Origin of the sequence: Streptomyces sp. NPDC060028 (assembly GCF_042736725.1) — a bacterium.
GTDB lineage: Bacteria > Actinomycetota > Actinomycetes > Streptomycetales > Streptomycetaceae > Streptomyces.
Map to the genome: position 1 here is coordinate 119,516 of NZ_JBHWVJ010000003.1, position 14,243 is coordinate 133,758.

Annotated in this window: 12 protein-coding genes and 3 pseudogenes; 7 read left to right on the forward strand and 8 right to left on the reverse strand. The window is 74.0% G+C overall.

Annotated elements, in window-relative coordinates:
* The first annotated feature begins 56 nt into the window (after positions 1 to 56).
* The 3 genes from ACFWBF_RS02825 to ACFWBF_RS02835 are packed head-to-tail and all read left to right on the forward strand — an operon-like array spanning position 57 to position 4,062.
* Positions 57 to 1,319 (forward strand): cytochrome P450, encoded by a 1,263-nt coding sequence (locus ACFWBF_RS02825; protein WP_385594113.1) that lies wholly within the window; start codon positions 57 to 59, stop codon positions 1,317 to 1,319.
* A gap of 58 nt (positions 1,320 to 1,377) precedes the next feature.
* A complete protein-coding gene (locus tag ACFWBF_RS02830; RefSeq protein WP_385594115.1) occupies positions 1,378 to 2,349 on the forward strand; it encodes a hypothetical protein in 972 nt (323 codons plus the stop codon).
* Positions 2,350 to 2,388: 39 nt separating this feature from the next.
* Positions 2,389 to 4,062, forward strand: coding sequence for an FAD-dependent monooxygenase (locus ACFWBF_RS02835; RefSeq protein ID WP_385594118.1), 1,674 nt, complete (start codon positions 2,389 to 2,391; stop codon positions 4,060 to 4,062).
* Here the strand turns inward: ACFWBF_RS02835 and ACFWBF_RS02840 are convergent.
* Together ACFWBF_RS02840 and ACFWBF_RS02845 are read right to left on the reverse strand one after the other, a co-directional pair.
* On the reverse strand, positions 4,048 to 5,445 hold the full coding sequence (locus tag ACFWBF_RS02840) for a gluconate:H+ symporter (protein ID WP_385594121.1): 1,398 nt from the start codon (positions 5,443 to 5,445) through the stop codon (positions 4,048 to 4,050). The two genes, ACFWBF_RS02835 and ACFWBF_RS02840, sit on opposite strands and share 15 nt — an antisense overlap.
* Before the next feature lie 40 nt (positions 5,446 to 5,485).
* Complete coding sequence (locus ACFWBF_RS02845) at positions 5,486 to 5,992, reverse strand: gluconokinase (RefSeq protein ID WP_385594124.1); 507 nt, start codon at positions 5,990 to 5,992, stop codon at positions 5,486 to 5,488.
* 138 nt (positions 5,993 to 6,130) lie between these two features.
* Here ACFWBF_RS02845 and ACFWBF_RS02850 point away from each other — a divergent pair, with 138 nt between their 5' ends.
* Entirely contained in the window at positions 6,131 to 6,841 is a 711-nt protein-coding gene (locus tag ACFWBF_RS02850; RefSeq protein ID WP_385594128.1) for a FadR/GntR family transcriptional regulator, read from the forward strand.
* Positions 6,842 to 6,897: 56 nt separating this feature from the next.
* On the opposite strand, the gene ACFWBF_RS02855 is transcribed toward ACFWBF_RS02850, so the two are convergent.
* Together ACFWBF_RS02855 and ACFWBF_RS02860 are read right to left on the reverse strand one after the other, a co-directional pair.
* A complete protein-coding gene (locus ACFWBF_RS02855; RefSeq protein WP_385594133.1) occupies positions 6,898 to 7,758 on the reverse strand; it encodes an NAD(P)-dependent oxidoreductase in 861 nt (286 codons plus the stop codon).
* A gap of 121 nt (positions 7,759 to 7,879) precedes the next feature.
* Positions 7,880 to 9,934 (reverse strand): annotated as a pseudogene (locus ACFWBF_RS02860) (discoidin domain-containing protein).
* A 315-nt stretch (positions 9,935 to 10,249) separates the two neighbouring features.
* Here ACFWBF_RS02860 and ACFWBF_RS02865 point away from each other — a divergent pair.
* Positions 10,250 to 10,927, forward strand: a complete 678-nt coding sequence (locus ACFWBF_RS02865; RefSeq protein WP_385594138.1) for a lysophospholipid acyltransferase family protein — start codon at positions 10,250 to 10,252, stop codon at positions 10,925 to 10,927.
* Between the two features lie 66 nt (positions 10,928 to 10,993).
* Here the strand turns inward: ACFWBF_RS02865 and ACFWBF_RS02870 are convergent, their stop codons facing one another.
* From ACFWBF_RS02870 to ACFWBF_RS02880, 3 genes are all read right to left on the reverse strand, one after another.
* Positions 10,994 to 11,728 carry a hypothetical protein gene (locus tag ACFWBF_RS02870; RefSeq protein WP_385594143.1) on the reverse strand — a complete coding sequence of 245 codons (735 nt, stop codon included), beginning with the start codon at positions 11,726 to 11,728 and terminating at the stop codon, positions 10,994 to 10,996.
* A gap of 100 nt (positions 11,729 to 11,828) precedes the next feature.
* Positions 11,829 to 12,683: a PhzF family phenazine biosynthesis protein gene (locus tag ACFWBF_RS02875; RefSeq protein ID WP_385594146.1), complete on the reverse strand. Its 855-nt coding sequence runs from the start codon at positions 12,681 to 12,683 to the stop codon at positions 11,829 to 11,831.
* Positions 12,684 to 12,768: 85 nt separating this feature from the next.
* Complete coding sequence (locus tag ACFWBF_RS02880) at positions 12,769 to 13,200, reverse strand: GNAT family N-acetyltransferase (protein ID WP_385594149.1); 432 nt, start codon at positions 13,198 to 13,200, stop codon at positions 12,769 to 12,771.
* A 155-nt stretch (positions 13,201 to 13,355) separates the two neighbouring features.
* Between ACFWBF_RS02880 and ACFWBF_RS02885 the strand changes: the two genes are divergently transcribed.
* Positions 13,356 to 13,556 (forward strand): hypothetical protein, encoded by a 201-nt coding sequence (locus ACFWBF_RS02885; protein ID WP_385594152.1) that lies wholly within the window; start codon positions 13,356 to 13,358, stop codon positions 13,554 to 13,556.
* Between the two features lie 77 nt (positions 13,557 to 13,633).
* Here the strand turns inward: ACFWBF_RS02885 and ACFWBF_RS02890 are convergent.
* Positions 13,634 to 13,885 (reverse strand): annotated as a pseudogene (locus ACFWBF_RS02890) (GTP-binding protein); the annotation flags it as partial.
* Between ACFWBF_RS02890 and rpsN the strand changes: the two are divergent.
* Positions 13,881 to 14,102: pseudogene (gene rpsN / locus ACFWBF_RS02895) on the forward strand (30S ribosomal protein S14); the annotation flags it as partial. The pseudogenes ACFWBF_RS02890 and rpsN overlap by 5 nt on opposite strands.
* Positions 14,103 to 14,243: the final 141 nt, after the last annotated feature.

The window sequence follows — 14,243 nt, forward strand, 5'->3', positions numbered from 1 at the left end:
CGTACGGTGATCCCGATGTCACCGAACGTCGTCCACGGCTGCGCGGAGGTACCCCGATGCGTACGGTCCACGAGGCCGCTCTCGACCCCCTGCGAAGCGGTTCCGGCGCCCGGGGCGGCGGCGGGCGGGCCGAGGCCGTGCGCTTCGCCGCCACCCACACCCTGCCCGTCCTCGTCCGCGGCTTCGTGAGCGGCGGCGCCCGGGGCCAAGGCACGCACCCCTGCGCCGCCCCCGCCCGGCCGCGCTGGTCCGCCGCCGCGCTGCGTGCGCTGCGGGAACGGCACGGGAGCGCGCCCGTCCAGGTACGCGGCCCCGCCGGGACCGCACTGCTCCTGCTGGACCCGCAGGACCTGCGCCGCTTCCACACCGAACCGTCCGGCGAGCCCCGTGGGGCACGCCGGTGGATCCACGACGAGGTACTGGCCGCCGAGGCCCCCGTGCACCCCTCCTGCGGGCCCTTCCTGGCCGCCGTCGCCGCCGAGGCCCCGCTCCTGACGGCCGCCGGCAGCCTCGAACTCACCCGCGCCCGCCACACCGTGGCCCGCATCGGGCGGCGCATCGTGCTCGGCGACGCCGCCGCCGGCGACGAGGAACTCACCTCCCTGCTCGGCCAGCTGCGCGGCGGCCGCGCCCGCAACGCCCGTACCGTCCGGACCCTGCACGACAAGGCCGTGGCCCGGATCCGGCAGTACGCCGCGCAGGCCGCCCCGCACACCCTCGTCGGCCGGGCCGCCCGCCACGGCGACCCCGTCGGCCCCGCCCAGGACTGGCTGGCGGCCATGGACGCCGTCCCCGCGACCCTGCTGCGCACCCTGCTGCTCCTCGGCGCCCACCCCGCCGAGCAGGACGCGGCCGCCGCCGAAGCCGGAGGCGGAGCCTGCGATGCCCGCGCCGAACTGCCCCGGCTGCGGGCCTGCGTACGGGAGTCGCTGCGGCTCTTCCCGGTGGTGCCCGACCTGGTCCGCGTCACCCGTACCGAGACCGAGTGGCAGGGCGAGCGCCACCCGCCGGGCACCACCCTCCTGGCGCCCGCAGCCTTCCATCAGCGGGATCCGGAGCACGTACCGGCCGCGCACGTCTTCGTACCGGGCCGCTGGAAGGCCCCCGCATCCGACCACGACATGCGGATGGCCCCCTTCGGCCACGGCGCGGGCCGCTGCCCCGGCAGCCGGCTCGGGCTGCTGCTCACCTCCGCGCTCTGCGCCGAGGTGCTGCGCGGCCACCGCGTCGAGTCGGCCCGGCCGGTTCTCAACCCGACGGGCCCGCTGCCCATGACGCTGGACCCGCAGGGCATCCGGCTCCTGCTCGGCCACCGCTGACCGCCCGCCGCCCCCGCTGACCGCCGCCCCCGAAACCCCGATGCAAGGCGAGGAAGCCATGTCCGACGCCGTGACCTCCGCGTCCACCGACCCGGACGTCGCCCTGTTGGGCGCCGTGTGCCGCGAGCTCGCCGAGGCCGCCGACGCCGTCGGCGAAGCCGCCCGGCACGCCTCCGCACTGGCGCTCGGCGCCCGCCTGCCCGCAGCCGCCCTCGCCCGGGGCGGGCGCCGCAGACCCGCCTGGCGCACCTTGCTGCGCACGCTCACCGACCCGGCGGGCCTGGGCTGGGCCCCGCGTGGCCGGGGAGTCGCGGCGGCGGGCCGGCTCGCCGGGATCCTCACCGGCCGGGAGAGCCTCGCCGTCAGCATCGCCGTGTGCGGGCTCAAGGCCCGGATCCGGGCCGCGAGCGCCGGCCGCCCCGAGCTGGCGGCGCACCCGGACGCCGCCGCCGTCTTCAAGGCCGTCGAGGAGGACCGGCAGGGCGAGGCCGTCCGCGCGTTCCGCGCGCTCATGCGCAGCCGGGGCTCCGCGTACGCCTTCGCGTTGCTCTCCCCGGCCTTCGCCGACCTGCTCGCCTGGCACGCGCTGACCGACGAGAACCCGTTCAACGACCACGCCGGCTGGCAGGTGGCCACCGGCCGGGTCATGACCGCGGACCCGCTCCTCGGGTTCGGCGCCGCCTGCCTGGCCTTCTTCGACCGCGGCCCGGGCCGCGGCGAGCCCGCCCCGCCGTCGCCCGCCCGGAGGGTCGCTGCCACCGTCGTCCTGGCCGCGGCGCCCGCCCCCGCCCCCGCCCCCGCGCCCACCCGGCCCCCCGTTCAGGCGCCCGCCTCGGCGCTGCGCTCGCACGCCGCCGGTCTGCGCTCGCACGCCGTACGGCTGCGCGCGGCCGTGGTCCACCTGCGCTGGCCGGGTCCGAAGGGCGAGGCGTTCCGCAGCGAGGTGCGCGGCTTCGCCGACCGCTGCGCCGTCGCCGCGAACGGCTTCGCGCTGGCCGCGAACCAGCTCGACGCGGCCGGGTCGCCGTAAGGGCAACGCCACGCGAGGATGGATGCGGAGGCGACGTCCATGACGCACACCGACACTCGGAGCGTACTGATCGCGGGCGCCGGCCCGGTCGGCCTCACCGCGGCGGTGGAGTTGAGCCGTCGCGGCGTGGACTGCCGCCTGGTCGACCGGCTCCCGGCGCGGCTGCCGTACGCGAAGGCCGTCGGCATCATGCCCCGCACCCTGGAGATCTGGGACCGGATGGGCCTGATCCGTACCGCCCTGGAAGCCGCCGTTCCGATGCTCGGGCAACTGGTGTACGTGAACGGCGTCGAGCAGCCGCGGATGGACATGCCGCTCCCGGCCGAGGTGCCGTACGGCTTCGCCGCACTGCCGCAGTACGAGACGGAGCGGATCCTGGAGGAGCACCTGGCCCGCTTCGGGGCGCGGATCGAACGCGGCACCGAGCTCGTCTCCTTCACCCAGGACGCCACCGGCGTCACCAGCCTGCTGACGACGGCCTCCGGGGCGCAGGAGGAGGTCCGTTCCGCGTTCCTGGTGGGCTGCGACGGGGCGCACAGCGCGGTCCGCAAGGGGCTCGGGCTCACCTTCGAGGGCGGCGCCTTCCCCGAGGAGTACATGCTGGCGGACGTGCAGGTCGACTGGGACATGCCGCGCGGCTACGGCGTACGGGCCATGCACCGCGACGCGGACGGTGTCGTCGACGACGTGCTGGTGTTCATCCCGCTGCCCGGCCCCGGCCGGTACCGGGTGTCGATGCTGGTCGCCCCCGAGCTGTCCGTCCGCGGCGGGCAGGACGGCGCGGCCGCGGACGGCATCGCCCACGGGCTGGACACGGGCCGCGGCCCCGAACTGGCCGACATCCAAAAGGTGCTCGACCGTCTGTCGCCGCAGCCGACCCTCGCCTCCGCGCTGCGCTGGTCCTCCGTGTTCCGCATCAGCCACCGCATCGTGGACCGGTACGGGCAGGGGCGGGTCTTCGTCGCCGGGGACGCGGCGCACATCCACCCGCCGACGGGCGCGCAGGGCATGAACACCGGGATCCAGGACGCGTACAACCTGGCCTGGAAGCTGGCGCTCGCCGTCGGGGGCGCCGCCCATCCGCAGCTGACGGCGAGCTACGACGCGGAACGCCGGCCGGTCGGCGAGGAGGTCGTCGGCCGCACCGTCCGGCACGCGACGCAAGGCGGCGTACAGGCCGATCCGGCGGACGCGGCGGTGATGACGATGCGGGAGGCGCAACTCCTCGTCGGCTACCGCGGCAGCCCGATCGTGGGCCCGGTCGCGGGGGTCGCGCCGCAGGGCCCGCAGGCCGGTGACCGGGCACCGGACTGCGAGGGACTGAGCGGCGCCGTCAGCACCTACCCGCTCCGGCTCCACGACCTGCTGCGCGACCGCGACGGCCATGTGCTGCTGCTCTACGCGGACCAGGCCGGGGCGGTGGGATCCGTCGAACTGGCCGCCACGGCCCGGGCCTTGTCGGGCGGCCGGGTGGAGACCTGCGTCCTGCTCGCCGACGGCGCACCGGACGGGTCCGCGGGGCCGCTTCCCGTGTACCGGGACGCCCGCGGGGAGTTCGGCAGGATCTACCGGCCGCAGGGCCCGACCCTGTTCGCGGTGCGCCCGGACGGCTATCTGGGGGCCCGCTCCTCCCCGCCGACGTCCGCTGCCTTGGCGGCGTACCTGGCGGAGACCTTCGGCGAGGTGCCGGCCACAGCACTAGAGGACCAGTGACAGCAGGAGCACGAAGCCCAGGCCGACCACCGAGATGATGGTCTCCATCACCGACCAGGTCTTGAGGGTCTGGCCGACCGTCATGCCGAAGTACTCCTTGACCAGCCAGAATCCCGCGTCGTTCACATGGCTGAAGAAGAGTGAGCCCGCGCCGATGGCGAGCACCAGCAGGGCGGTCTCCGTCGTGGACATGCCCGCGGCGAGGGGTGCGACGAGACCGGCCGCCGAGATGGTGGCGACCGTCGCCGAGCCCGTGGCCAGCCGGATGGCCACCGCGATCAGCCAGGCCAACAGCAGGGCCGGGACGGCCCAGTTCTCCGACAGGTCCAGGATCATCCCGCCCACGCCCGCGTCGATCAGGGTCTGCTTGAAGCCGCCGCCCGCGCCCACGATCAGCAGGATGCCCGCGATCGGAGCCAGGGACTTCTCCACCGTCGAGGACAGTCGCGCCCGGGTGAATCCGGCGGCCCGGCCGAGGGTGAACATGCCCACGAGCACGGCCGCGAGCAGGGCGATCAGCGGGGAGCCGGCGACGTCCGTGACCTTCTGCACCGCGTTGGCCGGGTCGTCGACCACGATGTCGACCAGGGCCTTGACCAGCATCAAGGCGACGGGCAGCAGTACGGTGAAGACCGTCGCCCCGAACCGCGGGCGGTGCTCCAGCTCTGCCGACGGCCGCTGCGTGATCATGTCCTCCGGCGCCGGGATGTCGACCCACCGGGCCGCGTACCGGGAGAACAGCGGACCGGCGATCACCACGGTCGGGATCGCGACGAGCACGCCCAGCGCGAGGGTGACGCCCAGGTTGGCGTGGAGCGCGTCGATGGCGACCAGGGGGCCGGGGTGCGGCGGGACCAGCCCGTGCATCACCGACAGGCCGGCGAGCGCCGGGATGCCGATCCGCATCAGCGAGTAGTTGCCCCGCTTGGCGACCAGCAGCACCACCGGGATCAGCAGCACGATGCCGACCTCGAAGAAGAGCGGGAGTCCGATCACGGAGGCGATGAGCACCATCGCCCAGGGCATGGCCCGGCCCTTGGCGCGGGCGAGGATCGTGTCCACGATCTCGTCGGCCCCGCCCGAGTCCGCGAGCAGCTTCCCGAGTATCGCGCCGAGCGCGATCAGTACGCCCACCCCGGCGACGGTCGCGCCGAGCCCGGCGGTGAAGCTGGCGATGGTCTTGGCGAGCGGCGCGCCCGCGAACACCCCGAGGGCGAGCGAGCCGAGCGTCAGCGCCAGGAAGGCGTGGAGCTTGAAACGGGTGATGAGCAGGACGATGACGGCGATGCCCGCGAGGACGGCGATGCCCAACTGGGTGGTGCCTGCCGAGGTGATCGGTTCGGTCGCGGCCGCTGCCAGTGTCTCGACGCTGAGACCGGTCACGGTGGTTCCTTCGTTCTCGTTCGGTCTTGGGTGAGGGCTGTCAGGGTGTGAGGAGCCGGCGCAGGGCCGCCAGCGCCCGCTCGGTGATCTCTTCCGGGGTCCCCGACACGTCCACGGCGACGCCGGCTTCGTCTGGCTGGAGCGGCTCGAGCGTCGCGAACTGCGAATCCAGCAGTGTCGTGGGCATGAAGTGGCCCCGGCGGGCCGCCATCCGCTTCTCGATCAGCGGGCGCTCACCGGTGAGGTGCACGAACACCGCGCCCGGAGCGGTGGCGCGCAGCCGGTCGCGGTAGGCGCGCTTGAGCGAGGAGGCCGAAACCACTCCGCCGCGGGCCCCGGCCCGGTTGCGGATCCATTCGCCGATGGCGTCGAGCCAGGGCCCGCGGTCCGCGTCGTCCAGCGGGGTTCCGGCGGACATCTTGGCCACGTTGGCCGCCGGGTGGAAGGCGTCGCCCTCCGCGTACGGGATGCCGAGCGCGTCCGCGAGCAGTGCGCCCACGGTCGTCTTGCCCGTGCCGGCCACGCCCATCACCACAATGACGCGCATCACCGCGCACCTCGCTGTCCTCGTCGACCTCGGTTCGTGCGGGCACCACTGAAGCCCATTAAGTAGTACTTATTCAAGAGGTTGGTCAGAAAAAATCACATCTTTTGTTCGATCGGGCGGTCACCGTACGCTTACGCCATGACCACAGAAGGCAGTCCTGTGCAGGGGCTTCACTCCCGCGTGCTGGACACCCTCGGCCTCGCCATCACGGCGGGCGCGCATCCGCCGGGCAGCGTGCTGCGCACCGACGAGATCGCCGAGGAGTTCGAGGCCTCCCGCACGGTGGTCAGGGAGGTGGTCCGGGTCCTGGAATCGATGCACCTGGTCGAGTCGCGGCGCCGAGTCGGCGTCACCGTGCGCCCCACCGAGGAGTGGAACGTCTACGACCCGCGCGTCATCCGCTGGCGCCTCGCCGGGAGCGACCGGCCGCGCCAGCTGCGCTCCCTCACCGTGCTGCGCTCCGCGATCGAGCCCGTCGCGGCCGGGCTCGCCGCCGCCCGGGCCACCCCCGAGCAGTGCGCCGCGCTGACGGAGGCGGCCCTCGGCATGGTCCGCACCTCGCGCGGCCACCAACTGGAGGGCTACCTCCGGCACGACATCGCCTTCCACCGGATCGTGCTCGACGCTTCCGGCAACGAGATGTTCGCCCGGCTCGGCGACGTGGTGGCCGAGGTCCTGACCGGCCGCACCGAGCACGAGGTGATGTTCCACGACCCCGATCCCGCCGCCGTCACCCTGCACGTACAGGTGGCCGAGGCCGTACGGGAGGGGGACGCGGCCCGCGCGCAGGCGCTGACCCGGCGGATCGCGGCCGGCGCGCTTGAGGAGCTCGACGTCCTCGCTCCGTAGGGACCGGCCGACCGGCCGGCCGACCCGCAGGCCGAGCGACCGGGCGACCGGCCCGGCTACGGGGTGTCGGAGAAGCCCGCGAAGTAGCCCGCCGCCATGTCCTCGGCGCCGTGGCCCTGGGCGTCGGCCCGCTCGAAGCGGGCCCGGGCGGCGACCGCCAGGTCCACCGCGACGCCTGCCGCGCCGGCGGCCTCGGCGATGAGGGCGGTGTCCTTCGCCGCGCCGCGGACCGTGAAGTTCGGGGCGAAGTCCCGGTCCAGGACCGCCCGCATCTTGGCCTGGAGGTACGGGCTGTCCATCGGGCCGCCGGTCACCGCCTGCGCGAAGAGCTCCGGGTCCACCCCGAGGCCCTCCGCCAGCGCCAGGGCCTCGCCGACCGCCGCAGTCACCGTGATCGCGTACCCGACGGTCGCCAGCTTCAGCCGGGTCGCCGCGCCCGCCTCGTCCCCGACGCGCACGATCCTGCTGCCGACGGCGTCGAAGACGGGGTCCAGCCGTGGCTCCGCCGGCCCCGAGACCAGCACCACCAGGGTCCCCGCCTCGGCGGGCTGCCGGGTGCCCTGGACCGGGGCGTCCACGAAGACGAGCCCCTGCTCCCGGGCGAATCCGCCCAGTTCGTCGAGCGCGGCCACGCCGACCGTGCCCATCTGGGCCCACACCTGCCCGGCGCGCAGCCCCGGTACGGCCGCGGTCATGGCCCGGGCCACCGCGGCCCCGTCGTTGAGCATGGTGAGCACCACCTCGGCCCCGGCCACCGCCTCGGCCGGCGTGTCCGCGACCACCGCCCCCTCGGCGGCCAGCGAAGCCGCCTTCTCCCGGGTCCGGTTCCACACCCGTAGCCCGTGCCCGGCTCGGAGCAGGTTCCGGGCCATCCCCGAGCCCATGATCCCGGTCCCCAGCAGCGCGACTGCGCTCACGGCGTCACTTCCCTTCCGGAAGAGTCCAGTACGCCCAGTGTCGACTGCCGGACCCGGCAAGGGGGTTCAACTCGCGATGGCCGGCGGGGCCTTCGCGCCGACGGGGATGGCCGCGTCCGCGTTACGAGGCGTACGCCTCCAGCTCGGACAGCTGGCCCGCGGGCCAGCCGGTGTTGGCGGTGAAGACCAGGCGCAGATAGCGCGCGCTCCGGCGGCGGGCAGCGAGACGGTGACGGTGTTGGTCCCCTCCGTGAAGGTGTAACCGGCAGAGGCCTTCAGCGTCGACCAGCCGGTGTTGTCGCCCGATCCGAGTACGGACAGGGTCTGGGTACGGGTGCCCCATGCGGGCGGGAGCTTCAGCACCAGGCGGCCGACGGTCCGCTCGGCGGCGAGGTTGGAGTTCGCCGGAGGTGTCGTCGGAGGCGTCGTAGGGGGAGTGGTCGGCGGGGTCGTCGGGCCGCCGTCGGGCGCGTAGACCTCGAACTCCGAGACCTGGCCCGCCGCCCAGCCGGTGTTTCCGGTGATGTTCAGCCGGACGTAACGGGCGGAGGCCGCGTCGAAGGTGAGCGTCGCGCTGTTGCCCGACGCGGGGTTGAAGGTGACCGCGGCGGAGCCCTTCAGGGTGGACCAGGTGTCGTTGTCGGCGGAGCCGAGGACCGAGAGGGTCTCAGTGCGCGTCGCCCAGTCCGTGGACGGCGGCAGCCAGGTTGCCGGTCGGAGGGGTCGTGGGAGGCGTGGTGCCGCCGCCGGAGGGCACGCCGCCGTTGGTCCACACCGGCGCCGGCCACACGCCCGAGCAGGTCTGGCCGGTGTTCCAGCCGGAGTTGCCGCCGCCGTCGGTGATCTGGAGCCCGGTGCCGATGCAGTTGTGGACCGGGGTCGCTGCCTGCGCGATGTTCTTCGCGGTGACGTTGGTGAGCTTCATCGCGATGCCGGCCTGGGCCTGGATGGCGTAGGTCCCGGCGCCGTCGATGGTGACGTCTGTTCGTTGAGGCCGGAGAACCAGATCGCGCCGACGCCGAAGTTCCAGTTGAAGTCGCTGTTCCCGGCCCGGATCAGGGTGTTGCGCGCGGCGGTGATGGTACCCGCGACCGCGGTGCCCTTGCCGGAGTTCACCCCCGGGTAGCGGTTGGCGATGTGCAGCCCGCCGCCGTTGCTGACGGTGTCGGACATGACGTTGTCCGAGAGGGTGAAGTCCCTGCCGCCGTACGTGACGATGTTGTTGGCCAGGATCGGCAGGACGACCGTGTTGTGGTCGAAGCTGATGTCGGTGTTCGGCCTGTCCAGGGGCCAGGAAGCGAGTCCGTCGTCACCGGAGCTGCGCACGAAGGTGTTGGTGACGCGCGAATTCGTGACACCGGTGTGGAAGTTCACGCCATCGGCCGTCATGTCGAGGAACCGGCTGTTCTTGATGGTGAAGCGGTCCATCGGGCCGTCCATCCACGCGGCGACCTTGACGTGCTGGACCCACAGGTTGTCCACCGTCGAGTCCGACATCGCGCCGCCGATGGCGTTGACCTGGTCGTCGTCGATCCGCTCGCGGATGTCGCCGATGATCGCGAAGTCCTTCAGCGTCACGTTTCTGCTCGGCCCGTTCGCCTCGTGCGCCCGTACCGGGCCGGTGTAGCCGCCACCGGGGACGTACTTGCCGTAAAAGCCGGCCGCGCGGTTGCGGTTCACCGCGTCACGCCCGCCGAAGACCCTGTGCCAGGGGCCCGCGCCCTGGACGGTGACCCCGTCCACCACGACGTGGTCGTAGAGCGTGTAGTTGCCCGGAGGGACGGAGACCGTCTTGCCCTGGGCGTGTCCGGCGTCGACCGCGGCCTGCATCCGGGCGGTGGAATCGGTGGCGCCGGTGGGGTCGGCGCCGAAGTCCGCCACCGCGTCGAGCGCGCCGGCCGGCCTGGCGGTGGCCGGGGCCGTAGTAACGGTCGGGGCCTGCGAGCGTGCCGTTGGAGGCCGCGTACTCCGCCTCCGACTCCGTGAACGGCACGGCCGCGCCGCGCCCCGGTATGCCGATGGGCGAAGGGGCGGGCACCCCGGCGGCGTACGCGGCGGGGGCGCTGCCGAGGGTCAGCGCGGTCAGGGCCAGGGCCAGGAAGACGGCGGCGCCGCGCCGTCTGATCCCGTGGACCTGCTCGGGGGTCGGGGCGTGGCTTTGCGGCAGATGTGACACGGGCACGCACGTCCTTGCGGCTCGATCGGCGGGGGAGTGAGTCGGCTCAACGCAGGAGGCTACGACTCCGATGGAAGGAAGTTTATGAACCGACGCAAGAACCAGACGTGAGTCCGCAATATATGCGTAGCGTGACGTCTATCGGTTCCGCGCCGCCGAAAATCGGAGCATCCGCCGCTGCCGGTCCAGCGGGACCGCGACCCGGTTCCGGTCCCCATACGGGGTGAGTACGGCTACTCATGCCCGCGAAGCCGCCCGGCCCGACCATGGACAGCACCACCGCATCACCGCAGCGCCACCCGAACGGGGCCGTCCATGCTCAGCCGAATCGCCGCCGCCGTCCTGCCCGCCGTCGGGAGGCTGACGGTCACCGCCGACGCCGTGGCGCGGCCCGCCGCCGGCAGCATCATCGTCGCCAACCACACCTCGCTCGCCGACCCCGTCGTGGTGGTCGCGGCCCTGCGGCGGTACGGGATCGAACCCGTCATCCTGGCCACCGGAGGCCTTTGGCGGGTGCCCCTGCTCGGGGCCGCGCTGCGCCGCGACGGGCACATCGCCGTCCACCGCGGCACCTCCCGCGCCCGCGAGTCCCTGGACGCCGCGGCCGCGGTCCTCGCCGCCGGCCACAGTGTGCTCATCTACGGCGAAGGCCGACTGCCGGGCCGCCTCGACTCGGGGGAGTCCGCCCCCGGACCCTTCCGTAGCGGGCTCGCCCGGCTCGCGGCCGCGACGGGAGCCCCCCTCGTGCCCGTCGGCCAGGCCGGCGCCCGCCGACTGTGCTCCGGCAGCCGGGGCAAGCAGCTCGCCGGAGCCGTCACCGCCCCGCTGCGGCGGCCCCGCCTGCACGTCCACATCGGCGCACCGCTCCACCTCCCCGACCGGGTGCCGCAGGCCACGGACCGGGCCCGCTCGGCGGTCACCGCGGCGTGGCGGACCGCGGTGCTCGCCCTGTCCGAGCCCGGTCAGGAGCCGCCGAGGGCGCGGGATCGGTAACCGGCGATCTTCGCGGGGTTCCCGCAGCGTTCCACCGAGCACCAGCGGCGTCCGGCTGAGCGAGCCTCAGCGGGTGGCGTGCGGAAGGTACACGGAGGTGGCCGCCGACCCGTCGGCGTCCGTGTCGATGAAGTACACCATCAGCGGGGTGCTGCCGGTCGGCCCGCCGGCCGTCGCGCGCAGCCGGTAGCGCTCCACGCGCACGGCCTCGCGGGCGAGCGGGGCACCCCCCGTGTACATGGACTCGGGCTCGTGGTCGTTGGCGATGCGCAGTGCGGCCGCTTTCCAGGTGCCCGAGGGCGCGTCGAAGTGCTCCAGGGCGAAGCCCGGCCCGCTGCCCGGCGCGTCGCCGGGTTCGCCGACGAGGAACTCCATCTGGAAGGCGACCCGCAGGTGCCCGTACGCGGCGGAGTTCCCGTTCCGCAGGGTGACGGTGAACTCCTGTGCGGCCCCGCCCCGTACCAGGGCGAGCCCCCCGCCCCGGGTGTCGACCGACGCCTGCAACCGGGTCGGAGCGGGCGGCGGGGCCGCGGCCGGCGGCTGGGGCGCGGAGGATGAGACGGCAGCCGCGGGGGTGGCGGACGCGGAGGCCGAAGCCGAAGCCGAAGCCGAAGCGGAAGCCGACGGTGGAGGCGACACCGAAGCCGACGCGGAAGGCGCCGTCGAAGCCGACGGCGAGACGGTCGCCGACGCCTTCGCAGCGGTCCCGTCCTCGTCCTCGCACCCGGTGGACCCGGCGAGCAGGACGGCGGCCACGGCCACGGCGGACAGGACCCGGCCGGGTCTGGCAGGTGCAGGCATGAGCGGGTCCCCCGAGGTCGGCTGTCGCAAGAACGTAGCAAGCAGCCGACCCACGGACGAGTTCGGGCGGGCGTCGGGGCGGAGACGGTTCGGTCACGGGTCAGGCGTGCAGGGTCGCCTCCAGCACCGTCACCGCGTGCCCGGACAGATGGACGCGGTCACCGTGGAGCGAGGTGGCGACCAGGCCGGTCCGAGCCGATGCCTGCAGGCCCGTGACCCCGTCGGGGCGGCCCAGCCGCGCCGACCAGTAGGGGGCCAGAGCGGTGTGCGCACTGCCGGTGACCGGGTCCTCGGGGATGCCCTCGGCGGGGGAGAAGAAGCGGGACACGAAGTCGTACTCCAGCCCCGCCGAGGCGGCCGGCGCGGTGACGATGACCCCGCGCAGCCCCTCACGACGGGTCAGCGCGGCCACCGCCCCGAGGTCCGGCCGCACCGCCCGGACGGCCGCCTCGTCGGGCAGCACCGTGAGCAGGTCGCCCAGGGCGCCCGTACGGTAAGCGGCTTGGGGCCGCACCCCGAGGGCTTCGGCCAGTCCCGCCGGTACGGGCACCTCGGTGGGCGGTGCGGCGGGGAAGTCCAGGGTGATGGACCCGTCGTCCTCGCCCCGGGCGGTGAGGACGCCGCTGAACCTGCTGTGGAACCTCACCGGTCCGGTCAGCAGCCCCTCACGGCGCAGTGTGTGGGCCGTGGCCAAAGTGGCATGGCCGCACAGATTGGTCTCGACGAGCGGAGTGAACCACCGGATCTCCCAGTCGGTCCCCTCCACCATCTCCCCGCCGCTTTCCACCCCGGCCGGGAGGGGCAGGGCGAAGGCGGTCTCCGAGTGGTTCAGCTCGGCCGCGACCTGCCGCAACCGGGAGTCGTCCGGCCACTGTCCGGCGGGGAGCAGACAGACGCCGGCGGGGTTTCCGGCGAAGGGGCTCGTGGTGAAGGCGTCTACGATCTGGATGCGCATGCGGCGAAGGTACCGAGGCCAATCATGTCCGCGGCAAGGCCAATTCCATGAAAGTGGACTACCCCGATGCGCCCGCCGTCCGGTGTCAGACCAGCGGCTTCTCGAAGTTGAAGGCGGTCACTGCCATCCGCTCACGGAAGTAGAAGCGGTGGGCGTCGGTCCGCTGGGTGCCGGAGTCGAGCGTCAGCGCGGTGCAGCCGGCCGCCCGGGCGTGCCGCTCCAGGTGTGCGAGCAGCGCGTGGCCCACACCCGTGGAGCGGGAGGCGGCGGCGGTGACGAGGTCGTCGACGTAGAGCTTGCGGATCAGGTAGGTGTTGGCGACGATCCGCCAGCCGGCCGCGCCGACGCACACGCCGGCGTCGTCGTAGGCGGCGGTGAAGCGCAGCCCCTGGCCGTGCCCCTCCTCCAGGATCCGCAGGAACAGCTCCTCGTCGAGGTGGGTGCGCAGCTCCAGCAGTACGGGGAGCAGGTCGCCGGTCAGCCGGGGGTCGCCGGGCTCAAGGTCGATGATCTTCATGGCGTCAGCCTAATGTGCCCGTGCGGGGTGGCCGGGCCCGTGGTGGGCGTCGGCCAATCGGCTTGGTGTTGAGCGCGCCCGGCCGTGCTGCGGGACAGCGCGCGGACTCCTCTCTAGGTTCGGGGATGCCCCCTCCCTCCGCGAAAGGTGCATCCATGCGTTCCGTGCGTTCCGTGCTCACCGTCCTGGCCGTCGGCGCCATCGTCCTCGGTGGCGCGTCCGCGGCCGTTGCCGACGTGACCGTCAACGCCCCGGCCGAGAACTCGTACGTGATCGTCTTCGGCGACTGGTCCCAGTTCGCCCTCGACGACATCTTCAACGCGGGCCACGACAACATGGTCGGCTCCAACAACTGAGCCCTCGCGGCGGCCCCCGCCCCTCCGGCAGCCGCTGCCGGAGGGCCGGGTCGCCGCGTCCAGCGGGTTGGGGCGGGACTCTTCCAGGCCTCCGGTCCCGAGCCGTACTCGGCGTCGGTCAGCAGGCAGGACTCCAGGAGCCGCGCCAGGCCCTGCCGGTCGAGGCCCGGCGAGGTGAAGACGAGGTGCTGGCAGCAGTCGCCGTGCTCGGGGTGCCAGTCCAGCGATGCGGCCGCCCTGCGCATGGGCGGCACCAACTCCCAGGCGGCGTCCGGCAGCCAGGGCCCGGCATTCTCCACGCACAGGGCCCCGCCCGCGGCGTCCCAGGCGGTGCGGCGGCCGTCCTCGACCGAGGCCGAGCGCCGCACCGCCTGGGCACAGCTGCGCGGGCAGCCCCGCGACGCCAGCGCGACCCGGGTGCGCAACCGCGACGGTGTGGACGGCCGCCCCCGCGGGTCTCTGCGCAGGTTCGGGCTCTCGCGGGTCCGGATACGCGAGCAGGCCCACGCCGGACACCTCCCCGGAGTCACCAAGTCGTCCTGGTAGCACCCGCGTACCACCCGGGAATGCAGGCGGGCCCCCCCCCCCGGGGGGGGGGGGGCCCCCCCCCCCCCCGCCGCCGGACGGGGACCCCGCGCCACCCGCCCCGGGCCCCGCGGGGGGGGGGGGGGGCCGCCCCCCGGGGCG